The sequence below is a fragment of the Bacillus sp. FJAT-27445 genome, assembly GCF_001510665.1.
Taxonomy (GTDB): Bacteria; Bacillota; Bacilli; order Bacillales; family Cytobacillaceae; genus Bacillus_D.
This window is the reverse complement of the sequence record NZ_LMTI01000001.1, coordinates 791,353-817,045: the sequence shown is the minus strand read 5'-3', so window position 1 is coordinate 817,045 and position 25,693 is coordinate 791,353. Positions and strand designations below refer to the sequence as shown.

20 protein-coding genes and 1 pseudogene are annotated in these 25,693 nt (G+C 45.7%); 20 read left to right on the top strand and 1 reads right to left on the bottom strand.

The window, feature by feature from the left end:
* Positions 1 to 259: 259 nt before the first annotated feature.
* The 10 genes from AR337_RS04035 (at position 260) to AR337_RS24015 (ending at position 12,280) form a co-directional block, all read left to right on the top strand.
* Positions 260 to 769 (top strand): mismatch-specific DNA-glycosylase, encoded by a 510-nt coding sequence (locus AR337_RS04035; RefSeq protein WP_059170704.1) that lies wholly within the window; start codon positions 260 to 262, stop codon positions 767 to 769.
* 202 nt (positions 770 to 971) lie between these two features.
* The gene (locus AR337_RS04030) at positions 972 to 1,409 is read left to right on the top strand and encodes a peptidylprolyl isomerase (RefSeq protein ID WP_059170703.1); all 438 of its coding nucleotides are present in this window, start codon (positions 972 to 974) and stop codon (positions 1,407 to 1,409) included.
* 78 nt (positions 1,410 to 1,487) lie between these two features.
* Positions 1,488 to 2,240, top strand: a complete 753-nt coding sequence (locus AR337_RS04025; RefSeq protein WP_059170850.1) for an exodeoxyribonuclease III — start codon at positions 1,488 to 1,490, stop codon at positions 2,238 to 2,240.
* A gap of 372 nt (positions 2,241 to 2,612) precedes the next feature.
* On the top strand, positions 2,613 to 4,016 hold the full coding sequence (locus AR337_RS04020) for an FAD-binding domain-containing protein (RefSeq protein WP_172797498.1): 1,404 nt from the start codon (positions 2,613 to 2,615) through the stop codon (positions 4,014 to 4,016).
* A 162-nt stretch (positions 4,017 to 4,178) separates the two neighbouring features.
* Positions 4,179 to 4,817 (top strand): helix-turn-helix transcriptional regulator, encoded by a 639-nt coding sequence (locus AR337_RS04015; RefSeq protein WP_172797497.1) that lies wholly within the window; start codon positions 4,179 to 4,181, stop codon positions 4,815 to 4,817.
* A 25-nt stretch (positions 4,818 to 4,842) separates the two neighbouring features.
* Positions 4,843 to 5,664, top strand: coding sequence for a pyruvate, water dikinase regulatory protein (locus AR337_RS04010; protein ID WP_059170700.1), 822 nt, complete (start codon positions 4,843 to 4,845; stop codon positions 5,662 to 5,664).
* Positions 5,661 to 8,330, top strand: coding sequence for a pyruvate, phosphate dikinase (ppdK, locus tag AR337_RS04005; protein ID WP_059170699.1), 2,670 nt, complete (start codon positions 5,661 to 5,663; stop codon positions 8,328 to 8,330). Before AR337_RS04010 ends, ppdK begins: the two co-directional genes overlap by 4 nt.
* Before the next feature lie 354 nt (positions 8,331 to 8,684).
* Positions 8,685 to 9,362, top strand: coding sequence for a TerC family protein (locus tag AR337_RS04000; protein WP_059170698.1), 678 nt, complete (start codon positions 8,685 to 8,687; stop codon positions 9,360 to 9,362).
* A 116-nt stretch (positions 9,363 to 9,478) separates the two neighbouring features.
* Positions 9,479 to 12,079: a helicase-related protein gene (locus tag AR337_RS03995; RefSeq protein ID WP_059170697.1), complete on the top strand. Its 2,601-nt coding sequence runs from the start codon at positions 9,479 to 9,481 to the stop codon at positions 12,077 to 12,079.
* A 117-nt stretch (positions 12,080 to 12,196) separates the two neighbouring features.
* Positions 12,197 to 12,280 carry a putative holin-like toxin gene (locus tag AR337_RS24015; protein WP_222928849.1) on the top strand — a complete coding sequence of 28 codons (84 nt, stop codon included), beginning with the start codon at positions 12,197 to 12,199 and terminating at the stop codon, positions 12,278 to 12,280.
* A 231-nt stretch (positions 12,281 to 12,511) separates the two neighbouring features.
* On the opposite strand, the gene AR337_RS03990 is transcribed toward AR337_RS24015, so the two are convergent.
* Positions 12,512 to 13,423, bottom strand: a complete 912-nt coding sequence (locus AR337_RS03990; RefSeq protein ID WP_253701467.1) for a superoxide dismutase — start codon at positions 13,421 to 13,423, stop codon at positions 12,512 to 12,514.
* Between the two features lie 284 nt (positions 13,424 to 13,707).
* On the opposite strand from AR337_RS03990, the gene glgB reads away from it, so the two are divergent.
* From glgB to AR337_RS03940, 10 genes and pseudogenes are all read left to right on the top strand, one after another.
* Positions 13,708 to 15,675 (top strand): 1,4-alpha-glucan branching protein GlgB, encoded by a 1,968-nt coding sequence (gene glgB / locus AR337_RS03985; protein ID WP_059170696.1) that lies wholly within the window; start codon positions 13,708 to 13,710, stop codon positions 15,673 to 15,675.
* Positions 15,593 to 16,735, top strand: coding sequence for a glucose-1-phosphate adenylyltransferase (locus AR337_RS03980; RefSeq protein WP_059170695.1), 1,143 nt, complete (start codon positions 15,593 to 15,595; stop codon positions 16,733 to 16,735). The genes glgB and AR337_RS03980 overlap by 83 nt, the downstream gene beginning before the upstream one ends.
* Before the next feature lie 21 nt (positions 16,736 to 16,756).
* Positions 16,757 to 17,785 (top strand): sugar phosphate nucleotidyltransferase, encoded by a 1,029-nt coding sequence (locus AR337_RS03975; protein ID WP_059170694.1) that lies wholly within the window; start codon positions 16,757 to 16,759, stop codon positions 17,783 to 17,785.
* A complete protein-coding gene (glgA, locus tag AR337_RS03970) occupies positions 17,782 to 19,218 on the top strand; it encodes a glycogen synthase GlgA (RefSeq protein WP_059170693.1) in 1,437 nt (478 codons plus the stop codon). The genes AR337_RS03975 and glgA overlap by 4 nt, the downstream gene beginning before the upstream one ends.
* A 4-nt stretch (positions 19,219 to 19,222) precedes the next feature.
* Positions 19,223 to 21,625, top strand: coding sequence for a glycogen/starch/alpha-glucan phosphorylase (locus AR337_RS03965; RefSeq protein WP_059170692.1), 2,403 nt, complete (start codon positions 19,223 to 19,225; stop codon positions 21,623 to 21,625).
* 69 nt (positions 21,626 to 21,694) lie between these two features.
* Entirely contained in the window at positions 21,695 to 22,276 is a 582-nt protein-coding gene (locus AR337_RS03960; RefSeq protein WP_059170691.1) for a YdcF family protein, read from the top strand.
* A 78-nt stretch (positions 22,277 to 22,354) separates the two neighbouring features.
* Positions 22,355 to 22,810, top strand: a complete 456-nt coding sequence (locus AR337_RS03955) for a DUF6376 family protein (protein ID WP_059170690.1) — start codon at positions 22,355 to 22,357, stop codon at positions 22,808 to 22,810.
* Positions 22,811 to 23,195: 385 nt separating this feature from the next.
* Positions 23,196 to 23,386, top strand: a pseudogene (locus AR337_RS23705) (IS5/IS1182 family transposase); the annotation flags it as partial.
* A 178-nt stretch (positions 23,387 to 23,564) separates the two neighbouring features.
* Positions 23,565 to 24,557, top strand: a complete 993-nt coding sequence (locus tag AR337_RS03945) for a zinc-binding dehydrogenase (protein ID WP_059170688.1) — start codon at positions 23,565 to 23,567, stop codon at positions 24,555 to 24,557.
* A gap of 167 nt (positions 24,558 to 24,724) precedes the next feature.
* Complete coding sequence (locus AR337_RS03940; RefSeq protein ID WP_059170687.1) at positions 24,725 to 25,693, top strand: ring-cleaving dioxygenase; 969 nt, start codon at positions 24,725 to 24,727, stop codon at positions 25,691 to 25,693.

Here is a 25,693-nt window from a genome sequence, read left to right as displayed (position 1 = left end):
CCGTCTTAATCTGGTCGGGGCTGACCACTAAGGAAAGCTCCTCAGAATAATCATCGCAGGGACAAGTGTTCTTTACTTGTCCCGAAGGCGCTTGCGCATTTTGTTCCAGTTATGATTAATGGGCGAAATTGGATTTTGTTCCTTTAAAGCAGCTTGCAATAGGATTTCATACCAAAATGATTTAATATGATAAAAAGGATTTTAGTTTTTTACAGGACAAGATATGTAGTATGGATGTAGTAAGGTAGGTGAGTGTTTCATGGTGCGGGACCATCTTAGGGAAAATCTCGATATCCTGTTTATCGGCTTCAATCCCAGCATTCTTTCGGGCGAGACGGGGCATCATTTTGCGAGCCCTAACAACAGGTTCTGGAAAATCCTCTTTAATGCTTCCATTACCCCCCGTTTATATAAGCCTGTCGAAGATTATCTTCTCCCAGAAATCGGCCTCGGGCTAACCAATATTGTAAGCCGTCCCACACGCGCAGCGGATGAAATTACGAAAGATGAATACTCCAAAGGGAGAATTGAATTAAAAGAAAAAATCCTGGTGTACAAGCCTAGGATTGCCTGCTTTGTCGGGAAAGGGGTTTACCAACAGTATAGCCCCAAAAAAGATATACCTTGGGGAATACAGGCGGAACCAATGGTGGTGGGAACCATTGACTTTGTCGCGCCATCCTCAAGCGGGCTTGTCAGGATGAAAATGGATGAAATCGTGAAAATTTATTCTGAACTTCCTAGCCTTGTTGCGAAACTAAAATTATAGAAAAAGACGCCCCCCTAAGGAAGCGCCCCGCCCCTTCCGTCCGAACTGGTTAAGTGTCCCGCAACAAGCGTTTTTCGGAAGGAGCAATTCAATTGTACCACGGCTGATGCTTGTTTTTCAAACCTGCGATATGGCTAAATACTTCATTCTCTGAAAGAGAAATGGTATCATAATTGTTATCTGATGTTAAGGAGATGTAAACATGGCGAAAAAAGGCGTTATTACGATGCAAAACGGGGAAAAAATTGAATTTGAATTATATCAAGAAGAAGCACCGGGTACTGTAGAAAATTTTGAAACATTGGCGAAGAAGGGATATTACGATGGATTAACGTTCCATAGGGTTATTCCGGGCTTTGTAAGCCAAGGCGGCTGCCCTCACGGCACAGGTACAGGAGGTCCAGGCTACACAATCAAATGTGAAACAGAAGGCAATCCGCACACACATGTGGCTGGTTCGCTTTCAATGGCGCACGCAGGCAAGGATACAGGCGGAAGCCAGTTCTTCATTGTCCACGAGCCTCAGCCACATCTTAATGGCGTCCATACTGTTTTTGGGAAGGTAACATCCGGCCTAGAAACAGCTAAGGCTATGCGAAATGGCGATGTAATGGAGAAAGTAGAAGTTTTCGAAGAATAGAAAAGTACTTAAAAAGGGGCTGCCGGATAATGGATCCGGGTTTGGCCCCTCTTTTGTTGTACAGGGGGAGAATAAATGATGAAGTTGATTTCGTGGAACGTGAATGGAATCAGGGCATGCGTAAATAAAGGGTTCCTGGACTATTTTCATAAAACCGATGCCGATATTTTCTGCCTTCAGGAAACGAAGTGCCAGGATGGCCAAATTTCACTTGAATTGGAAGGCTACCATCAATACTGGAACTATGCAGAAAAGAAAGGCTATTCGGGAACAGCGGTTTTTACGAAAGTAAAGCCAATAAATGTCTGGTATGGCCTCGGTACCTCCGTAAGTGAGCCGGAAGGAAGGGTACTTACGCTAGAATATGAGGAGTTTTTCCTTGTCAATGTGTATACGCCCAATTCGCAGCGTGACCTGGCCAGGCTTGGATACAGACTGGAATGGGAGAAACAAATAAAGGACCATCTCCTGAAGCTTGAAGCGGATAAACCGGTAATTCTGTGCGGGGACTTGAACGTCGCCCATTCCTGGATAGATCTGAAAAACCCAAAATCGAATGTAGGTAATTCGGGATTCACTGATGAAGAACGTGCAAGGATGAGTGAACTTCTTGAGGCGGGGTTTATCGACAGCTATCGGTATTTTTATCCCGACAAAGAAGGCGCCTACACCTGGTGGTCTTATATGAGCAAGGTTAGGGAACGGAATATAGGCTGGCGGATAGACTATTTTATCGTTTCGAAAAAGCTTGAAGGGCGGCTTAAGGACGCGCATATCGATTGCTTCATTATGGGCAGTGACCATTGCCCGGTAATTCTGGAATTAAAGTAGGGCAGGGCCAATTATGGGTTCCTGCCCATTTTGTTTTTTGGGGGTAATTCCTAAGCTAACTGCCTGTTGATTACCGCTCCTATCAACTTAGAGATTTCTGCCTCGAGATGTGCTGCTTCTTTTACCGCCTAAATTCCCTGTTATTCAGTAAAGATTGTTACTGCGTGCTATATCCGTAATGCGGTTTTATGTTCTCCCCTCATTTTACTTGCCATTTTTCAAGCACGGCTCAAAGCCCCATTAAGTCCAATTTCACTTTACTTTTGGAGGATGTTTTTATGGAATTTACAAATTTCCTCGACAGTCGGCAGGATTTTCCATTCGTGTTGGGTATTGTACATTAAAGCCCCTTCAGAAAGGAGGAAGACGGATTTGAATATCGTATGGTTTAGGCGTGATCTCCGTACGAACGATCATTTGCCCCTCTTTATGGCCGCGAAGGTGGGAGAAGTGTTGCCCATCTATATTATTGACCCTTCTTTTTGGCAGGAAGGAACCCTTTCGGCGCGGCATTTCTCTTTTGTCCTGGAAAGTCTGGAGGACCTCTCATCTAGCCTTTCAGAACTAGGGGGAACTTTGTGCTTTGCTATTGGTGAAGCAAAGCCAATTTTTCAAAGGCTGCAGGCGGAATATGGCTCTATCCGCTTATATTTCCATAAGGATACCTGGGACAGCAATGCCTGCGACCAGGGCTGGCTTATTAAGAGCGGCATTCCATTTGAGGAAATAATCCCTTTTCCCTTTGGCGAGGAGTCCGCTAGTTCAAAACGTATGTGGTTAAGGGCAATGGAGGAGGCAGGGAAAATCGTTCCACCTGTTATTAAGTCGCCGCCAATGCGTCCGGATTGGCTGTTTACCTCAACCTCAAAGTTGGCGGGGTTTCCTGTAAAAGGTGAACTTATCCCTACAGCCCAGCCTGGCGGTGAGCGATATGCAATGGAAACGCTGAATTCTTTTTTTGAAAGCAGGTACGTAAACTATTTAAAAAATAAGGAGAGTCTTTTCAAGGCTTCGAACTATTCGAGCAGGCTATCTCCTTATCTTACCTGGGGAAATATTTCACTGAAATGCGTTGTAAAGAAAGCGTTAAGGGAATTAAATGAGACCGAGCAGCCTGAATCTAAAAAAGCGGTGAACACCTTTTTAGATAGCCTATACAAAAGGTTTCTCGTATGTGAAACAACGATGATGCAGAACTCGAATGGGAATTTCCCAGTCATTCAAGGGAGGAAATGGACACAAGAGGAATGGGAGAGAATAACATCTGGCAAGACCGGCATACCAATTATCGATGCAGCTGTCCTTTCATTAAAAAAATCAGGCTGGCTGCCCTATAGCCTTAGAGCGGTATTAGTTTTCTTTGTATGCGGTGCGTTTAGGATCGATTCAGACTTAATGAAAAGGTTTCTTGGCAGCCATCTCCTTGACTATGACCCTTGTATCAATAACGCCGAGGTGGATTTGTGCTTGTCTTTTGCCGGAAAAGGCCATTCCCGTTATTTCCATCCTATAAAAGCAGGCGAAAAACTCGACAAGGAGGGAGAATTCATCAAGAGGCATTTGCCTCAATTAAGGGAATTGCCAGCAGAGTATGTCCATAAACCATGGTGCTATCCAGGCTTTTATCATCTGGGTTATCCTGTGCCGATGGTTGATTCGGAAAAAGCTTATCAATCTATAAAATTACTTTCAGGGCAAAGGGAAAATCCAGCAAAGAAGCATCCAAAAAACCTTCCGTGCGGTACAAAACAGCTTACTTGGGATTTTTTCAACTGATGGAAAATCCCCCTCCGGCAGCCTGTTAACAAAATAGACATTAAAATATTTCGCTATAAAGTTTCCAATCTCGGACAAATGTAATATACTAATTGATATTAAGGATAACACATTTAAAGAAATCATCCGATTAACAGGTTAATTAGGATGATTAAAGGGGAGGTGGGTTTAATTAAACTGTCCAAACGGCAGAAGGAAATATTGGAGATTGTGAGAACCTCGGGGCCAATTACCGGAAAGCAGATTGCTGATAAACTTTCTCTAACGAGGGCTGCCCTTAGGCCTGATCTTGCAATTTTAACGATGGCTGGAAATATTGACGCCCGCCCCAGGGTCGGGTATTTCTTGAATCGGAATACTCCGCCGCCCGCAATTGCAGGCGAAATTGCCAGGAAGCTTGTATCTGAATACAAAGCACATCCAATTGTTATTCAAAAATCGGCATCAGTATACGATGCAATTGTACAGCTATTCCTTGAAGATGTGGGGACTCTGTACGCGGTGGATGAAAATGGCCATCTGGCTGGCGTTATCTCACGGAAGGATTTACTCAGGGCTTCCATCGGCGGCCGGAATCCTGAAGAGCTTCCTGTAAGCGTCATCATGACCCGCATGCCCAATATTGTCATGATTGGCCAGGAGGAAACAATGCTTGAAGCAGCCCGTAAAATGATCGATTTTCAAATCGACTCCCTCCCGGTGGTAAAAGAGGCCGACAAAAGCACGAATACATATACGGTCATTGGGAGGATAACAAAAACGACCATCGTTAAAGCATACCTTGAAATAGCAGGGCTTTAGACCCTGATAAGGAGTGAAAGCGCAATTGGCGGAAAAGGAAGTTGTATACGTACTATCTGATTCGGTTGGCGAAACAGCTGAAATTGTAGTCAAGGCAGTAGCGTCCCAGTTTAATGGGGGGCATGTGGAAATCCGGAGGAATTCGTATGTCGAAGATTCGGAAGACCTCGAAGATGCCATTCTGATGGCGAAGAAATCGAATTCCATGATTGCTTATACCCTTGTAGTCCCTGCACTCAAGGCACATCTCGACCGCAGGGCCGCGGAGGAAGGCATCATTGCCGTCGACTTGCTGAATCCGCTAATGGATGCTTTTGTCAAAAGATTCAACAAGGAACCGCAACACATGCCGGGCTTAATGCGAAAACTCGATGAAGAGTATTTTCGTAAAGTCGAAGCAATTGAATTTGCTGTAAAGTACGACGATGGGCGTGATGCACGAGGGATTGCCAGGGCTGATATTGTCCTGATTGGCGTCTCACGCACCTCAAAAACACCTCTGTCCATGTACCTGGCCCATCAGCGGTACAAGGTTGCGAACGTTCCGCTTGTTCCCGAGGTACCACCTCCGGATGAGATATTTTCGCTTCAAAGGGGAAAATGTGTTGGCCTTATCATTACGCCGGATAAGCTTAATGCAATCCGAAAGGAACGCTTAAAAGCACTTGGACTTACGTCACAGGCTAATTATGCGAGTTTTGAACGAATCCTGGAGGAGCTAGATTACGCTGAAAAAATAATGAAGCGTGTCGGCTGCCCAGTAATCAATGTATCCAATAAGGCAGTAGAGGAAACAGCCAGCCTCATTCTGGATGTTCTAAAAATAGAAAGGAGCTCAATTCGATGAAAAAATTTGTTTATTTGTTCAATGAAGGAAATAGCGAAATGAAGGAATTGCTTGGCGGTAAGGGGGCCAACCTCGCCGAAATGACTAGAATTGGGCTGCCGGTGCCATTTGGCTTCACCATTTCCACTGAGGCATGCAATGCTTATTACGAAGCAGGCGAATCACTCCCAGCTGAGGTTGTCGCACAGGTATTAGAAGCGCTTGAAAGCCTTGAAGCCAAAATGGGCAAAAAACTAGGCGATCCGACCAATCCATTGCTCGTTTCTGTCCGCTCAGGGTCGATGTTTTCAATGCCGGGAATGATGGATACAATCCTGAATCTCGGGTTGAATGATGAAACAGCTGAAGGGATGGCCGAACTAACGAACAATCCACGTTTTGTTTATGATTCCTACAGAAGGTTTATCCAAATGTTCAGTAATGTCGTCCTTGATGTGGATGTTTTCTTTTTCGAACAGTTCCTTGAGGAAGTACGAACAAGCAAAGGGTATTCCTCTGACCCGGAAATGAAGGCAGAGGACTGGGCAGAAGTAATTGAAGGCTATAAGAAACTTGTGGAGAAGCATACACGTAAACCATTCCCGCAGGACCCAAAAGAACAACTATTCCTGTCAATCAATGCTGTTTTCAATTCCTGGAACAACCAGCGGGCGATTGTTTACAGACGTCTTAATAAGATACCTGACCATCTTGGAACAGCTGTTAATATCCAGAGCATGGTTTTTGGTAATATGGGCGATGATTCAGGAACTGGCGTTGCGTTTACGCGTAACCCTTCAACTGGAGAAGCGGTATTATACGGTGAGTATCTGATCAATGCACAAGGCGAGGACGTTGTTGCGGGAATCCGAACACCGCAGCCAATCTCGACACTGAAGGAAGAAATGCCAGCTGTTTACAGACAGTTTGCGGAAACATGCGAAAAGCTCGAGAAGCATTATCTTGATATGCAGGATATTGAATTCACTGTTGAAAAAGGGCACTTATATATCCTCCAGACCCGTACTGGCAAGAGGACAGCGCAGGCTGCGATCAGGATTGCGGTTGAAATGGTGGATGAAGGGTTTATTTCCAGGCAGGAAGCGCTTCTGCGTGTTGATCCCGATCAGTTGAACCAGCTTTTACACCGCAGGATTGATGATAAATTTGAACGTATCCGCATTGCGAAAGGGCTCCCTGCTTCACCGGGTGCCGCGACTGGCATCGTGGTTTTCGAAGCGGATGAAGCTGAAATTCTCGCGAAGGAAGGAAAAAAGGTTATCCTTGTCCGTCCAGAAACGACGCCCGATGATATCCATGGGATCATCGCAGCACAGGCTATCGTAACAAGCAGGGGCGGAATGACAAGCCATGCCGCGGTAGTCGCAAGGGGAATGGGCAAGGCCTGCGTTTGCGGCTGTGAAGCGTTGAAGATTGATGTTAAGAACAGGAAGTTTTCAGCCGGAGAAACTGTCGTAAACTACGGGGACGTCATCACAATTGACGGCAGCACAGGGGAAGTTATGGTTGGGGAAATCCCGATGATCGAACCAGAACTGTCGGATGAGTTCAAATTATTGCTTACGTGGGCTGATGAAACCCGCAGCTTATCAGTCAGGGCAAACGCGGACAATCCGGATGATGCGAAAAAAGCGTTAGAATTTGGCGCTGAAGGCGTCGGCCTCGTCAGGACGGAGCATATGTTCATGGATGCTGTAAGGGTGCCGATTGTCCGGGAGATGATTTTATCGGAAAGTTTTGAAGAACGGAGTGCCGCGCTTGAAAAGCTTTTGCCAATGCAGCAGGGTGATTTTGAAGGTATCTTTGAAGTAATGAAAGAGCTTCCTGTAACCATCAGGCTTCTAGATCCGCCGCTCCATGAATTCATGCCTAATAAAGAGGAATTGCTTGTCGAAATAACGAAGCTGCAAATACTTGAACCGAACTCTCCTGAACTTAGGGAAAAAGAGCTAATGCTTAGGAAGGTGCGCCAGCTTGAAGAGTTCAACCCGATGCTTGGCCATAGGGGCTGCCGGCTTGGGATGATCAACCCTGAAATCTATACGATGCAGGTAAAAGCGATATTCTACGCAGCCGCATCGGTAGCGGCAAAAGGAATAAACGTACAGCCTGAAATCATGATACCGCTCGTTGGCCATGTCCATGAGCTCAGGGATATGCGCCAGCTTGTGATTGATGCGGCTGGATTAATAAAAGAAGAAACCGGCAGGGAATTTGCATATACTGTTGGTACGATGATTGAAATTCCAAGGGCTGCCCTTACAGCGGATGAAATTGCATCCGAAGCTGATTTCTTCTCCTTTGGCACGAATGACCTCACTCAGACAACCTTTGGATACAGCCGGGATGACGCTGAAGGGAAATTCCTGCAAACCTATATCGAGAGGAAAGTGCTGCCTGAAAATCCGTTTGCCGTCCTTGACCAGAACGGGGTTGGCAAGCTTGTTGAAATGGCCGTGAAACTCGGCCGCAAAACAAAGCCGACGCTTAAAACTGGTATTTGCGGTGAGCATGGCGGAGAGAAAAGCTCAATTGACTTCTGTTTCAGGATGGGTCTGAATTATGTCAGCTGTTCACCATTCCGTGTTCCGTTAGCGAGACTTGCCGCCGCACAGGCAACAATCCGCCACGGAAAGCCAATGGAGGAGCCTGTCCTTCACTCGTAATGGCAGCACTTATCGCTCCTGCTTGCTATTTACGTAAAAATAGTTTATTATTTTCGTATCTTATAGGATTAGCTTAAAGGGGAGTAGCTTTTACAGCAAAGTCGTCATTTCGGGGCACAGCCTCCGGCTTTGTTGGCAGCAGCCATGTTGTTAGCAAGACCTTTACCTGTCAAAGGGTAAGGGTCTTTTTTGTCCAAAAAGGGCCCTTGCCACTCGGCAGGGGCTCTTTCTTTTAAATGACCGGTTGCTAGCAGCGGGTGGGATGCGAATTAATTTCGCATAAATCTTAAGCGGTCCGGCAGGGCAGAATAATTTCAAAAATAGCTGCACGAGTCAACAAAGGAGGAAGAAGGAATGGAATTTTTTTCAATGGAATTTTTAAGTGCGCTCATGGCAATCGTGATGATTGACTTGGTGCTGGCGGGTGACAACGCGATTGTCATCGGGCTGGCCGCAAGGAATTTACCGAAAAATCAACAAACGAAGGTAATTCTGTGGGGAACCGCGGGCGCAATCATAATCCGGTCATTGGCCACTCTAATTGTTGTCTGGCTTTTAAAAATACCGGGACTTTTGCTGATTGGCGGGGTTTTGCTCGTATGGATTGCCGTTAAGCTTCTTGTCGATGAGAAAGGGCATGACGTCAAAGCCGGAGATAGCTTTTGGGCTGCCATCAGGACAATCATCATCGCAGATGCCTTGATGGGCCTCGACAATGTCCTGGCAGTCGCGGGTGCGGCCCACGGGAACTTTGTGCTCGTCGTCCTTGGCCTTCTTATTTCAATACCAATCGTGGTCTGGGGAAGCACGCTTATCCTCAAATGGGTTGACAGGTTCCCTATTATTATCACAATTGGTGCTGCTGTACTTGCCTGGACTGCTTCAAAAATGATTGTGAGCGAACCCTTCTTAAATGAGTTTTTTGCCAACCCGTTTATTAAATACGGGTTTGAACTTCTCGTTGTGGTCGCTGTCATTTTAACTGGCAGGTTGATAAAGGCCAAGCATGCAAAAACAAATGGAACAGCCTAAAAGTTTGAAATGTAAGGAAGGAACCAATCATTATGGTTGGTTCCTTTTTCTATAGTAAAATCGGATAAGGGCAATATAAATACAACTTAAAGCGTAAGTTGCAAAGGGGTTTTAATATGGATGACATACTGGCTGCCCATGCAGAGGCGGTTAAGAATACAAAAAGAAAATTAACAGAAGATATTACTTCGTATTTAGAGGACCGTGATTCGCTGCCTGAACTTCATCATTATTTGAAGGAGAGAAACTCCTATATTGAACAGCTTTGGCTGAATGTCTGGCTGAATAAAGTGACAAACAGTGTGTCCAGGATAGCGAAAAAGGATTTCCTTGATAAAAAAGGATATGAAACCGAGGGGGTTGAACGGAAGCTGGTCAATCACCTTTTCAGGAATGAAATGAGAGCTTTTTCCCCATTTAACACAGTAGGGTGGATTCTTGAAGAAATGCAAGCAAACGGGAAATGGGAGGAAACATACAAAGTTGCGAGGGCCCGTTTTAAAGAGCGGAAGGAAGCCGAGAGAAAGGTAGAAGCTAGGGCTGCGCTCCTTCACTCGATCAACATGGCCGCCCAAGAGATACTAAGGGACAAAGAATTGCTATTATATTTGTACACAAGGCACGAGGTTGCTGAAAAGCTGGCTAACGATTTCAAAACAAGGACGAAATTTAAGAAAGTTGATACCTTTGCCCTTGAAGAAAAACTATTGAATCAAGGTTTATTCGATTTGAATTCATATCTTAGGGCTGGAGAATTCTTTCAGGAACTGACGGGCGAGATTCATAAGACCATCTATCGTGGACGGGTGTTTTTTGAATACGAAACATACTTTTATGAATATGAACGGGCCATAAATAGTGGGATCCTTAGAAATTCAGCAAGGCTGGTTACGGAAAATTTGCCAAAGGAAGCCTTCGATGAATACGTTCAGCTAGGACTGGACGATAACGATGAAAACAATTTAGCCTTGTTTGTTTCGGGGATGGCAGAGGAGCTTGCTGAAGATTTTCTGGCACGGATTTCCGATGAATATCTTGAAGACCTTTTTAAGCTGGCTCCCATTCCCTTTAATGAGGAAGCCCACAAGGCTATCTATGAGTCCGACTTGGCAAAAGCCGAAAAACGGCTTGCAGAGGAAAGGGCTGAGGAGGAACGGAGGGCGGCAGAAGAACAGCGGATGCTTGAGTATGTATTTGGAAGTGAATACCAGCATGCGGAAAGACGGCAAGCCAACTATGTCCTCCATATCGGCGAGACGAATACCGGGAAAACCCACCATGCACTTGAAGCGATGAAAAACGCCGGAAGCGGTATTTATCTCGCTCCTCTCCGCCTTCTTGCACTTGAAGTATACGATAGGCTGAATGCGGATGGTGTTCCATGTTCGCTTAAAACAGGGGAAGAAGAAAAGCTGGAGCCGGGAGCTAGCCATGTTGCCTGTACAGTCGAGATGTTCCATGAAAAGGATTATTATGAGGTTGCTATTATCGATGAGGCCCAAATGCTCGCGGACAGGGACCGCGGTTTTTCCTGGTACAGGGCCATAACAAAAGCGAATGCAAAAGAGGTTCATATTATTGGGAGCAAAAACATTAAAAACATGTTAATCCAGCTTCTTGGAAATGCGCGTTATGAGCTTAAAGAATATCGGCGGGATATCCCCCTAAAGGTCGAAGAGCAAGAATTTTCTCTTAAAAAATCCAGGAAAGGCGATGCGCTGATTTGTTTCTCACGAAGGCAGGTATTGGCTACCGCGGCAGTTCTTCAGGGGAATGGGCATAAGGTTAGCATGATTTACGGAAGCATGCCGCCAGAGACGAGAAAAAAACAGATGCAGCTTTTTAGTTCTGGGGAAACGGATATGGTTGTGTCGACGGATGCAATTGGCATGGGGTTGAACCTACCGATCCGGAGAATTGTTTTTCTTGAAAATGAGAAGTTTGATGGAACGTCTAGAAGGAGGCTAACCTCGCAGGAAATTAAACAAATTGCGGGGAGGGCTGGACGAAAAGGAATTTACAATACTGGCAGGGTTGCCTTTGTTTCGGATATTCCGCGAATGGAGAAGCTTCTTGAAGCTGAGGACCAGCCTGTGAGCGTCTTTGCAATCGCTCCTACGAGCGCAATTTTCGAACGATTCCAAAGGCATAGCCGCAGCCTGGGTGATTTTTTTGAACTATGGGGTAAATACAAAAGCCCTCCTGGAACGAAAAAGGCGGAACTGGCCGAGGAACGAAGCAGGTATGAACTCATTGAAGGAACTTTGATCGAGTCACGATTTCCAATGATGGAACTGTATGGCTACCTTCATTTGCCCTTTTCCGCAAAGGAGCCCGAACTGACAGGGCAATGGCTTGAAACAATGGAGGCAATTGCCGAGGGAAGGGAACTGCCGGAGCCGCAGCTGAAAAACCGCAGCCTGGAAGAAATTGAATTGACGTATAAGGCAATTGGGCTTCATCTTCTCTTTCTATACAAACTCGGCAAACGGACTGAGGCGGTATATTGGGAGAGGATTCGTGAGCAGGTTAGCGACAGGGTTCACGAGGAGTTGAAAAATGTCTCAAAAAACCAGGCGAAAAAATGCAGGAATTGCAGGAAATCACTTCCCGCTGATTTTGCATATCCAATATGCGACAATTGCCATTCGGAGCAAAAAAAAGGTAGTAACAGCGTGAGAAAAGGATGGAAACGCAGGAGAAAATTTTGGCATTAGTGGGTAAAATACCGAACTTATGTTCGTAAATAGTAGAAAGATATGATATAATTAAACTAATCGGCGGTTCTTTTAAGGGTGGGCACGAACACTCCCCGCGAAAGGGGGTGATGCCTAATGACAGTTTTCCAGGGCCTAATGCTAGCGATCTCGTTTGCAAGCCTAATCGTAGCCGTACTGTCAGTAAACCAAAAAAAATAACCCACCCTTGAGCCGGCAAGCATAAGAGGCGGGTTTTGCTTTATTCCCGATTCCACTACCGGGAACCGTCGGTTAAGGGCCGGAGCATGCTGCAACATGCACGGCCTTTTTTCATTTGTCTCATTTAGTCCATTATACCCGAAAAAGGTGAAAAAGAAAATAGCGGAGCACTTTTTGGGCTATTTAAGCCGGTTTTTCTAACAATCCTGCTACCAACCTAAGGGGTTTTTTCTAATAAGGTTCCCATTTTATTTTTCGTGCTTCATTGTATCTTTTCTCCACTTCAGGCCAATTTACAACATTCCACCAGTTTTCGACATATTTTCCACGATTGCTTTCATATTGCAGGTAGTAGGCATGTTCCCAAACGTCTAGCGGAAGGAGAGGGATTACGTCCCACTGGCTAAGGTTTTGATGTTTTTCAGCCTGAAGGATCTCCAGGCGCCGCGGCCTTGGAGCCCAAACCAGGATGGCCCACCCTGATCCTTCAACCCTCTTCGCCGCTTCCGAAAAATGGGTTTTGAACTTGTCAAACGACCCGAATGCTTTTTCTATGCTTGCCAGCAGGTTTCGCTCCGGCCTGCCTCCCCCATTTGGGCCCATCACTTCCCAAAAAAGCGTATGCAGATAGTGGCCCGCTCCATGGAATGCTGCTTCCCTTTCCCAGTGCTTGAGAAAATCATAACGGTTTTCCTGCCTCGCTTGTTCCATTTCCTTCTCGGCTTTGTTTAATCCATCAACATACGATTGATGGTGCTGGGAATGATGGAGCATCATAATTCTTCTGCTGATATAGGGTTCAAGAGCCTCATACCCATAGGGCAGGCGGGGAAGGGTATGTTTGCCGGCTTGAACGGATACATCCGGAGTGGCTGGCCTGTATTGCATGCCATCGTTTAGTTGCTGCCACTTCAAGTAAAGCTCCCAAGCTGTTTTTTCCAGTTTGATCGCTTCATACAAGTCAATTTCATTTCCCCTCATGCTGTTTAGCTGTGATAAAAATAAACAAACTTCCTCCCTGAAATTGTATCTCGGATTATCCCCAGGCGAGATAGAAGGGGTTCTGCCCGCCTCATTCTCCAGCAGTTCCGCCCATTCTATCAGGCCAGGCAAAAACTTTTCTGATGCCTTCGATCCCTTCAAGCCAATCTCCTCCCCGATTCGTTTCCCTCCAATAATTATATTTTTCTTATAAAAATGTTATGAGAACTTTTTGGAAAACGGTTATTCCACGTTTAGACAGATTGATTTAGTGGAATAATAATAGGTCTGCCTAAATACAGCCTGGTACATATTTTTACAAGTAATAAATAATCAGTCTGTTTTAAAGGTTTTCGCCCGGAAGGTGTCGAAACCAAATTAGAGTATGTTTATACAGGTAATTTTTTGGAAAGTAGAACATTACAGAGGATAGGCAGGTGAACAGGATGGTCAATCATCATCATCCAACCGAGTTTCAGCTTCATTTGTTTCATGAGGGGGCGCTTTTTAAAAGCCATGAACTTTTTGGCGCCCATGTCATAAACGAAGGCGGCCAAACATACACTCGTTTTTGTGTCTGGGCTCCACATGCTTCCGAAGTAAGGCTTGCAGGTGATTTCAATGGCTGGAATGGAGAGGGATACATTTTTGATAAGGTGAACAAGGAAGGTGTATGGGTCCTGTTTATTGAACGGGACATGACAGGTTCACTCTATAAATATGAAATAATCGTACCGACCGGGGAGAAGAAACTAAAGTCCGATCCGTTTGCGTATTATTCTGAGGTAAGGCCAAACACCGCTTCCATCGTACAACCGCTCGATGGGTACAAATGGAACGACCAGGCATGGATGAGGAAACGGTCTAAAAAGGTGCCTCAAGAAGAAGCGACCGCGATTTATGAGGTGCATTTAGGTTCGTGGAAAAAGGCAGATGAAGACGGTTCTTTCCTTACATACAGGCAGGCTGCTGACGAACTGGTTCCATATGTCGTCGAGCATGGCTATACCCATATTGAACTCCTGCCTTTGACCGAACACCCGCTTGACGCCTCTTGGGGGTATCAGACGACAGGCTATTTTTCCATAACAAGCAGATATGGTACGCCGCAGGACTTTATGTATTTTGTTGATAGATGCCACCAAAACGGGATTGGGGTTATCCTTGATTGGGTTCCAGGCCACTTTTGCAAGGATGCCCATGGGCTGTATTCGTTTGATGGGGACTATGCCTATGAATACAAGACCCTCAATGATCGTGAAAACAGTGTTTGGGGTACAGCAAACTTTGATCTCGGGAAGACGGAGGTTATTAGTTTCCTCGTATCAAACGCTATTTTTTGGCTTGAAAAGTATCACATCGACGGATTTCGTGTCGATGCAGTTGCAAACATCATTTACTGGCCAAATTCAGAAAAGGAAGTTAATCCACACGGAATTGCCTTCCTGAAGAAACTCAATTCCACGGTGTCTTCATTTTGCCCGAATATCCTCATGATTGCCGAAGACTCCACTGATTGGCCAAACGTTACGAAATCTCCTGAGAATGGGGGCCTCGGTTTTACATACAAGTGGAACATGGGATGGATGAACGACATCCTGAAATACATGGAAACCGACCCTAATCAAAGAAGATACCACCATAACAAGGTTACCTTTTCATTGATGTACGCTTTTACAGAAAATTTTGTTCTGCCATTTTCACATGATGAGGTCGTTCATGGAAAAAAATCCCTTCTTGATAAAATGCCAGGGGACTATTGGCAAAAGTTTGCTCAGTTAAGGCTTTTGCTTGGCTATCAAATTGGCCATCCGGGAAAGAAGCTGACCTTTATGGGAACCGAACTGGGCCAGTTTTCCGAATGGAAGGATAAAGAGGAAATTGATTGGCATCTTCAAGAATATGAGATGCATGCGAAACTGAACCTCTTTGTGAAGGAATTAAACAAGATTTATAAACGGTCAAAGCCTCTTTATCAGCTTGATTCCTCCCCTGAAGGCTTCGATTGGATTGACGCGGACAACAATCAGCAATCGGTCTTTTCTTTTGTACGGAGAGGATTTAATGATGATGATTTCTTAATTATTGTATGCAATTTCACCTGGCAGGCGTACAGCGGATACAGGGTAGGAGTCCCGGCGCCCGAACGATACCGCGAAATCCTGAACAGCGATGCGCTGGAATTTGGCGGGTCTGGAGTTATCAATAAAAAGACGATAAAGGCAGAGAAGGAAGGTTTCCATAGCAAGCCATTTTCCATCACGATGAATATTCCGCCCTATGGCATATCGATTCTAAGGCCTGTTAAGAAGAGAAAGGGGATAAATGCCAATGCAAAAGAAGAAGATGGTGGCCATGCTTCTGGCAGGAGGACAGGGGAGCAGGCTAAATTCACTGACAAAAGAACTGGCTAAACCGGGAGTGCCTTTTGGGGGGAAATACAGGATTATAGATTTCCCTCTAAGCAATTGTACGAATTCGGGGGTTTATACGGTTGGCGTACTTACTCAATATCAGCCGCTTGTGCTGAACAGCTATATTGGAATCGGCAGTGCATGGGACTTGGACCGCATGGATGGAGGGGTAACAGTTTTGCCCCCTTACAGCGTTTCTTCCGAGGTGAAATGGTACGACGGCACTGCCAGCGCGATATTTCAGAACCTGACATATTTAAGGCAATACGATCCCGAATATGTACTTATTTTATCAGGCGACCATATTTATAAAATGAATTATGAAACGATGCTGGATCACCATATTGAACATAATGCGGATGTTACGATTTCTGTCATTGAAGTTCCCTGGGACGAGACAGGAAGATTCGGAATCATGAATACAGATGAAAGCCAGAGAATCATAGAGTTCGAGGAAAAGCCGAATAACGCTAAAAGCAATTTGGCTTCGATGGGCATTTATATTTTTAATTGGAAGCTCCTCGAGGAATATTTAATCAGGGATGACGCAAATCCCGAATCCTCACATGATTTTGGCAAAGACATCATTCCGCTGCTCCTTGAGGAAAATCGGAAGCTGGTGGCCTACCCATTTAAAGGCTATTGGAAGGATGTTGGTACAGTCCAAAGCTTATGGGAAGCAAACATGGATTTGCTTGATGAGAACTCGGAACTTAACCTTTTCGACCATTCCTGGAGAATTTATTCGGTAAACCCAAATCAGCCTCCCCAATTTATTTGCCCGGATGCGACATTGACGGAGTCGCTTGTAAATGAAGGCTGCGTTATTGAAGGCAAGGTTGAAAAAACAGTAGTCTTTCAGGGCGTTTCAATTAAAAAAGGGGCTTCGATTAAAGAATCGGTCATTATGCCGGATGCAATTATTGGCTATGATTCCGTAATTGAACGGGCAATCATAGCACCGGGCATTTCGGTTCCAAATGGGGCAACCATCAGAGGGAGTGACGGAGAAGTCGTCCTGGTCTCCGAGGATACAATTGATGAACTTTTGTCCAAATAATCGTATTGGGAGGGGCAACACTTGAAAAAAGATATTCTGGGTATCATTGATGCTACCACTTTCCATAAAGACCTCCACGAATTGACAATCCACCGCTCGGTCGCGGCGATTCCATTTGGCGGGAGGTACCGCCTCATCGACTTTGTTCTCTCAAATATGGTAAACTCCGGCGTCCAAAGTGTCGGCATATTTTCCAAATATCAGTACCGTTCATTAATGGACCACCTTGGGTCAGGGAGAAACTGGGATTTAAACCGGAAGCGTGATGGGCTTTTCTTTTTTCCATCCACAAGCCTTGACAAGCCAGTCGCTGGGATAGGCCCGCTTGATGACTTTGCTGAAAATATTGATTTTTTCACCCGCAGCAGGCAGCCATACGCTTTAATTGCCAATTCCTATACAGTATTCAACATGGATTTTGGTCCTATCCTTGATGACCATATTTCTTCGGGCAAGGATATTACAGAAATACAGAAAGATGGGGCTTCCCTCGGTATTTATATTATGAAGAAGGAATTGCTCCTCGAAATTATTTCCAGCCGCGTGGAAACGGGCTACTTGACGATCAGGGATGCCGTGACTGATTTGAACAGCCGCCACTCAGTCAATTATTACACTTACGAAGAATTCGCCATTCAGGTCAATTCCATCCAGAATTATTTTACAGCTAGCGGGTATCTCCTAAACCCGGGTGTTTGGAATAAGCTGTTTACAAAGGATAGGCCTATTCTCACCAAAGTAAAGGATGAGCCGCCGGCACGCTATACTTCCACTTCGTCCGTACGTAACTCCATGATTGCAAATGGCTGCCATATTGAAGGGATTGTCGAAAATTGCATTATTGCCCGCGGCGTCACAATTGGCAGGGGAGCAGTCGTTAAAAACTGCATTATCATGCAAAAGTCCCGGGTCGGTGAAAATAGCACATTGGAATATGTGATATTGGATAAGGATGTAACGATTGAAGGAGGAACAGATTTACGAGCATCAGAAGAGAGCCCGACTGTTATCCGGAAGGGCAGGACCCAGGGAGCGTGGAAAAACTCGTGAAGATTCTTTTTGCAGTATCGGAATGTGTCCCATTCATTAAGTCCGGGGGCCTTGCGGATGTGGCGGGAGCCCTCCCGAAGGAATTACAAAAGCTTGGTTTCGATGTCAGGGTAATTCTTCCAAAATACGCTTTAATACGGGACGAATATAAAAACAAGATGAAAAAAACAGCCGAATTTACCGTCCAGCTTGGCTGGAGGAACCAATATTGCGGCATCGATGAGCTTGAACATGAGGGAATTGTTTATTATTTTATCGATAACCAATACTACTTTTTCAGAAACCAAATGTATGGCGATTACGACGATGGAGAGAAATTTTCCTTTTTTAACAGGGCAGTGCTTGAAAGCCTAGGCGAGCTCGGCTATTTCCCTGATATCATTCATTGCCATGATTGGCATGCCGGTATGATTCCTTTCCTGCTTAGGGAGCAATACCGCCATCGGGAAGGATATCCCGGAATCAGGACTGTCTTTACCATCCACAACCTGCAGTTCCAAGGTATTTTTCCGAAAGAAGTGATGAATGATCTTCTCGGTCTTGACGATCGCTATTTCAATCCAGGACAGCTTGAATACTTCGGGAATATTAATTTCATGAAAGCGGCACTGATTGCTTCGGATAAAATTACAACGGTAAGCCCTACATACAGGGAGGAAATTAAAACCGCTTATTTTGGCGAGGGGCTCGATGGCGTTCTGCGGATGCGGAGCAATGACCTCGAGGGAATAGTGAACGGGATTGATTATGAGCTGTATAATCCCGAAAACGACCCGTTCCTCGCCGCGCCTTTTTCCGCCGGGAACATGGAGGCCCGACTTGAAAACAAGAGGTCAATCCAGGAGCAATTCGGCCTTCCAATGGATGGCGGAACCCCATTGATGGCGATGGTAACCAGGCTGACCAAGCAAAAGGGCGTGGAGCTTGTCAGGGGAGTGTTTCATGAAATCATGGCGACTGGTGTCCAGCTTATCGTCCTAGGGACAGGAGATCGGGAATTCGAGTATTTCTTCAATCAGATGAGCAGCCAATATCCGGAGCAATGCAGGGCATTCATTGGCTTTGATGAGTCGTTTGCCCACAGGATTTATGCCGGGGCGGACTTATTTCTGATGCCGTCGAAATTTGAGCCCTGCGGCTTGAGCCAGTTGATTGCGATGCGTTACGGAGCCGTCCCGATCGTCCGGGAAACAGGCGGGTTAAATGATACGGTGAAGTCTTACGACGAATCGAGCGGGTATGGGAACGGCTTTACATTCACGAATTTTAATGCCCATGACATGCTCTTTACAATAGAGAGGGCTTTGTCTTATTACAGGAGGCCGGTAGTATGGAACCGCCTTACGGAAAAAATCATGGACATGGATTTCAGTTGGAGCCAGTCAGCTACGCGGTACGAGCAGCTGTATACTGAGCTAAACAATAAGGGGTGATCGCATGTTTTCTAGTGTTCCGGAGTTCAAGGCGGCATTTTTACAAAAACTCGAAATGGCTTATGGCACAACCTTTGAGGAAAGTACAAGGCGGGAACAATTCCAGACACTTGGAACGATGATAAGGGAGCATGTTAGTACAAATTGGATCAAAACAAACGAAATGTATCGCATTTCCGGAAAAAAACAAGTTTACTATTTATCAATCGAATTCCTGCTGGGCCGGCTTTTGCGGCACAACCTGATGAACCTGGGTATAGATGGAATTGTCAGTGAGGGGCTTAAAGAGCTGGGGATCGAGCTCGACGACCTGGAAGAATTCGAAGCCGATGCTGGGCTTGGAAATGGAGGGCTGGGCCGTCTCGCGGCTTGTTTTCTTGATTCTTTGGCTTCGCTCAGTCTGCCGGGCCATGGCTGTGGAATCCGTTACAGGCATGGGTTATTCGAACAGGCGATTGTGGATGGTTACCAGGTCGAGCTGCCGGAGCAATGGCTGAAGCATGGCCATGTATGGGAAGTCCGAAAAGGCGATGAAGCCGAAGAAATCCCATTCTGGGGGAATGTTGAAAGCTCGATGGAAAATGGCCGCCTCGTTTTCCGGCATCGGAATGCGGAGATGGTGACAGCCGTCCCTTATGATATGCCGATTGTCGGATACGAAACGAAAACGGTAAACACACTCCGCCTATGGAGCGCGGAACCTTCTAAATTTACAGCCAATAGCGATGTCCTGAAGTATAAAAAGGATACTGAAGCAATTTGCGAGTTTCTCTATCCTGATGATACTCATGACGAGGGGAAAATCCTTCGGTTAAAACAGCAGTACCTGCTCGTAGCATCTAGCCTGCGGGCGATTATTAAATCGTTTAAGAAGAAAAAACAAAGCATATTCGAGCTGCACGAGCATACGAGTATCCATATTAATGACACACATCCGGCATTGGCAGTCCCCGAGTTGATGAGAATCTTGATGGATGATGAAGGGCTTGGCTGGGACGAAGCATGGCATTTAACGGTCAACACACTCTCTTATACCAATCATACTACTTTGTCGGAGGCGCTTGAACGCTGGCCTGAAAGGATTTTCAAGCCGCTCCTGCCGAGGATTTATATGATTGTAGAGGAAATCAATGAGCGTTTTTGCAGGGAACTTTGGGAACGGTATCCCGGCAGCTGGAACATGATTGAGAGTATGGCAATCATTTCACATGGGGAAGTAAGGATGGCGCCGCTGTCGATTGTTGGCTCCCACAGCATCAACGGTGTGGCCAAGCTTCACACCGAAATCCTGAAGGAACGGGAGATGAACCAGTATTATCAGGTTTTTCCTGAACGCTTCAATAATAAGACAAATGGAATTACCCACCGCCGCTGGCTTATGAAGGCGAATCCAAGGCTTTCCGAACTCGTAACGGACTCAATCGGACCGGGCTGGATGAACAATACGATGCGGCTTGAAGAACTTCTTCAGTTCAAGGAAAGCACTCCCTTCCTCGAAAAATTAGATGGGATTAAACGTGCCAACAAGGAGCGGCTTGCGTCACGGATACTAGAAAAAACAGGTATTTCCGTTGACCCGGGCTCAATTTTCGATATCCAGGTCAAAAGGCTGCATGCCTATAAACGGCAGCTTTTGAATGTGCTTCACATTATGTATTTATACAATAGGATCAAGGAATACCCTGGCTATGACATGCATCCGAGGACATTCATTTTTGGCGCAAAGGCTTCCCCTGGCTATTATTTCGCAAAAAAAGTCATCAAGCTGATCAATTCTGTCGCGGAGAAGGTCAATCATGACCCTTCTGTTAACGGCAGGATGAAGGTCGTTTTCCTGGAAAATTACCGGGTTTCACTCGGGGAGGAAATTTTTCCGGCTGCGGATGTAAGCGAGCAGATTTCAACTGCAAGCAAGGAAGCCTCCGGGACTGGAAATATGAAATTCATGATGAACGGGGCCCTTACTGTGGGGACACTTGACGGTGCGAATGTGGAAATTACGGAGCTTGTTGGCCGGGAGAATATTTTCCTGTTCGGGCTGAGTGCCGAGGAAGTCCTCGAATTCCAGAGAAACGGCGGGTACAACGCCCATGAGTATTTCCATTATGACCGCCGGATCCGTACTGTGGTCGACCAGCTTGTAAACGGTTTTTTCCCGGATAGTGGCAATGAATTTACAGAAATCTATGATTCACTGCTTTCGTATAATGACCAATATTTCGTTTTTCGGGACTTTTCCTCATATGCGGATATCCAGGAACAGGTCGGTAAGCAATACGGCGACAAAAACGGCTGGCTGAAAAAGAGCCTTGTGAATATTGCCATGTCCGGATTTTTCTCCAGTGACCGGACCATTTCGGAATATGCAAATGATATTTGGCATACCGAACCCGTGATTATTAAATAAAGCTTTCATAAGGGGGGCCTGGTGGCGGGTTCCCCTTGCGTTGTTTTCAAAAAATAGGGGGAAATTGGGATGGCGGCTAAAAAAATTACTTTTAAAAAAAGCCTGGTTTTCTTTTTGATTATCGGTTTGGCATATGTTTGCTTCCTGCAGATTAAAATTTATCAGCATGCGAAGGACAGGCCCGGCCCCGGAGCCGATTACTTGATCATCCTTGGCGCGCGGGTAAAAGGGGAAATCCCTTCGCTTGCCCTCCAGGAGAGGATTGATGCCGCGGCCCTTTATTTACGTGACAACCCGGAAACGATCGCAATTGCATCAGGAGGCAAAGGACCAGGGGAGGATATTTCGGAAGCCGCGGCGATTAAACGGGAATTAGTCAGACAGGGGATTCAAGAGTCGAGGATCATCCTAGAAGATAAATCAACGTCTACATTCGAAAATATTTCATTTTCGAAAAAGCTTCTGCCGGACGGTCTGGATAAAGGCGTACTTGTCACAAATGCTTTCCATATTTACAGGGCAAAAATGATGGCAAGGGATAATGGCCTGGAGCTAGTCGGCCTCCCCGCGAAAACACCAAGCCAGGCAGTCGTGAAATCCTATGCCAGGGAATACCTTGCCATTACAAAATACTACGTTACCTCCGCATGATAACCGTGTAAAACGGGTAAAGGTGAATGGGGATTGTAATCCCTTTTTCATTAGGCGAGAGCCAGGGAGGTGGTTTCAATGAAGATAAAAGTAATTTCTCTCTTTTGCCTAATCGCATTGCTCCTTGTTGGGTGTTCAACTGACGGCGAACAAAAAGGCGTCATTCCGTATTCGAAGGAAGCTTCGGAGTATATGGACAAGGTGGCGGAATTTGCCCAAAGCATACCCGATAAAGCTGAGAAAGCAACGAAGGACGAGCAGGCCAAAGAGGAGTTAAAGGCAAACCTTGAAGAGATGAAACAGGAAATCAATGAATTCGGAGAAATCAAGGCTCCGGAAATTGCGGATGATTTCCATAGGGAAATTGTCGACAAAAGTAAAGTGCTTGAAAAAAAGATAGATGTTTACCTTGACCAAATCAACAAAGGTGATTTTGAACAGGATTTTGTAAAAAAAGAAGATTTATCTAAGCTAGCGGATGAAATGAAGGGTAGCTTTGAGAAGATAAAGGATTTGGTTAATAAAGACAATTAACCGGCTTAATGCCGGTTCCAGACTGTAGACAACCTCGAAGAGTTTCGGGTTTGCCTACAGTCTTTTTTTATTTAAATTATATATATTGAAATGAAAATGCGTCTCTAGATTTCCATTCCAGGTGGACGCTTTCCGCGGGCGGGGCCGAGCCGCTTCCCTCGCTACGCTCAGTCCAGGGTCTCGACTTTCCCGCTATTCCCGCCGGAGTCGCCACCCTCCATTCCAATCAACTAAAATCCCTTTATATAAAGAACACCATGTATGAGTGACCTGCTATGATGACTAAAAATAAGGCCAATGAATGCGAACATTTGGAAATGCTAACCATTGATCAGTCGGTCCCAGAAAATCATTTATACGCAAGGTGGAATCGGGTATTGATTTTTCATTGGAAGGGTATCACCTATATAAGCCAGATCCATCGATTTACACCCCATGCCCATTCCTATCAAAGGATACAGAAAGTAAAAATCATTAAAGCTCAATCAACGCCATATATGGGAGCCCTACCTGGAAGAGGCAGAACATTTGCGCCAAATGGATGAGATTAAACAAAAATTCGCCAAACGTAAAGAAATTCGCTTCCTTTTGCCGACTCTGTAAGCGTCTAGTACCGGTTCTTTTTATCTCTAGGAAATTCATCAGTTGAATTTTCGGAAAATTGAATGGCTTTTAAGAGTAAAAGCATGCAATTTCACCCAGTTTGCGCCAAAATAGAGAAGAGAAAATAGATAGTTTAGGGGTGTTTATAAAAATGCAAGCACTTGTTCATGCGGGTAAAACCGGGATGGAAGGATTGTCGTACAGGGAATTCGAAAAAGCGGAGCCAGGGTCAGGCGAGGTAAGGGTAAGGCTAAAAACAGCTGGGCTGAACCACAGGGACCTGATTATACTCGACAGGCATAAGGAAACCGATCCGCCGCTAGTGATGGGGTCTGATGGTGCGGGTATCATAGACGCGGTAGGTGACGGAGTAGAAGGAATCGCGGTTGGCGATGAAGTCATTATCAATCCGGCAATTGGCTGGAACGAAAAAAGCGATGCACCGCCGGCAGGGTTTGAAATCCTCGGACATCCATTCCATGGAACCTTTGGGGAATACATCGTTATACCGGCAGAAAATGCAGTCCCAAAGCCCCCATTTTTAACATGGGAGGAAGCGGGGGTCGTTTCCCTTGCAGCGCTAACCGCTTATCGTGTCTTATTTACGAGGGCGAAAATTAAAGAGGGAATGAAGGTTCTGATTCCTGGTATCGGCGGCGGTGTGGCAACCCTAATGCTCCAAATGGCCAAAGCGGCGGGGGCGCTTGTTTATGTAACATCCCGTTCAGAGGATAAATGCAAAAGCGCGCTGGAAATGGGTGCGGACAAAGCGTTAGACAGCGATGGAGACTGGGAGGAGCAGCTAAACGGCGAGAAAATGGATGTTGTCATTGAGTCCGTTGGGGCCGCAACCTTCAACAAATCACTCAGCCAGCTTAAGACAGGTGGAACGATTGTTACGTTTGGCGCTTCTGCCGGGGATGTTGTCGATTTAAATCTCCGAGCATTCTTTTATGGCCAGTACAACCTTCTTGGTTCAACGCTCGGAAGCGGTGAGGAGCTAAAGGAAATGCTGGAATTCATTGAGAAACATGAAATCAGGCCGGTTATTGACCAGATGTTTTCGCTTGAAGAATATAAGGAAGCCTTCGACAGGCTCGACCGGGCTGCCCAGTTAGGGAAAATCGGCTTTGTAATAGAATAAAGGATTGAAAAAGCTGATTTTTCCTGCATTAAGGAATTATCGGCTTTATTTCATGCCCCGCCTCGGCTGCGGGGCATTTTCCTGTTAAAGTAGGTTAATCTGTTTTAAGAGGTTTGCAAAACTGCTACTATGAAAGTAACTTATAAACGATTGGGAGTGTAGAAGCGATGAAGTTGCTGGGCCTGCATCATGTATCCATTCTGACAGGAAAAGCGGAAAGGAATTTCTCGTTTTATACAAAGGTTCTTGGAATGAGGCTTGTCAAGAAAACCGTCAACCAGGATAATACTGAGTCCTATCATTTGTTCTACGGAGACGCAAAAGGGAGCCCTGGAACAGAGGTAACGTTTTTTGACATTCAGGGACTTGGACGAACGTATCCAGGCATCTCAAGCATTTCGTCAACTTCACTAAGGGTTAGTGATATTTCGGCACTAACCTATTGGAAAGAAAGATTTATAGAAAAAGGGATTGTTCATGGAGAGCTTTCGAAACGTGCCGGCCGCGATACCCTTGAATTTCAGGACTATGAAGGAACAAGGCTAATCCTGGTCGCGGATAGTGGGGAACAGGGTGTTCCGGCAGGTGATGCTTGGGAAGGCACGGACGTACCGGTTGAACATGGAATCATTGGTCTGGGACCAGTAACCCTGACGGTTGGGGATCCAGAACCAACCGCAAAAGTATTAACGGAAATCATGGGATTTAGGCTTAAAGGGTCTTATCCATCCATTGAAGCGGGGTACCCCGATATTGATGTGTATGCGACCGGGGATGGCGGTCCGGGAGCTGAAGTCCATCTCGAAACAAAGCCTGGCCTCCCGAGGGAGAGGCTTGGCAGGGGCGGTGTCCACCATGTTGCTTTCCGGATACCGAACGAAAAAGAATATGCCGATTGGGTGAAAAAAATTAAGGCAAGCGGCCTTATCAATTCTGGGGAAGTGGACAGGCATTATTTCAAAGCACTTTATTTCCGGGAACCAAACCATATTTTATTTGAGCTTTCAACAGATACGCCTGGTTTTACGGTAGATGAGCCAATCGAATCCCTTGGTGAGAAACTGGCGCTTCCTCCTTTTTTGGAGCCAAGAAGAGAAGAAATAGAAGCAAGTCTAAGGCCTTTGGAGCTGAATTAA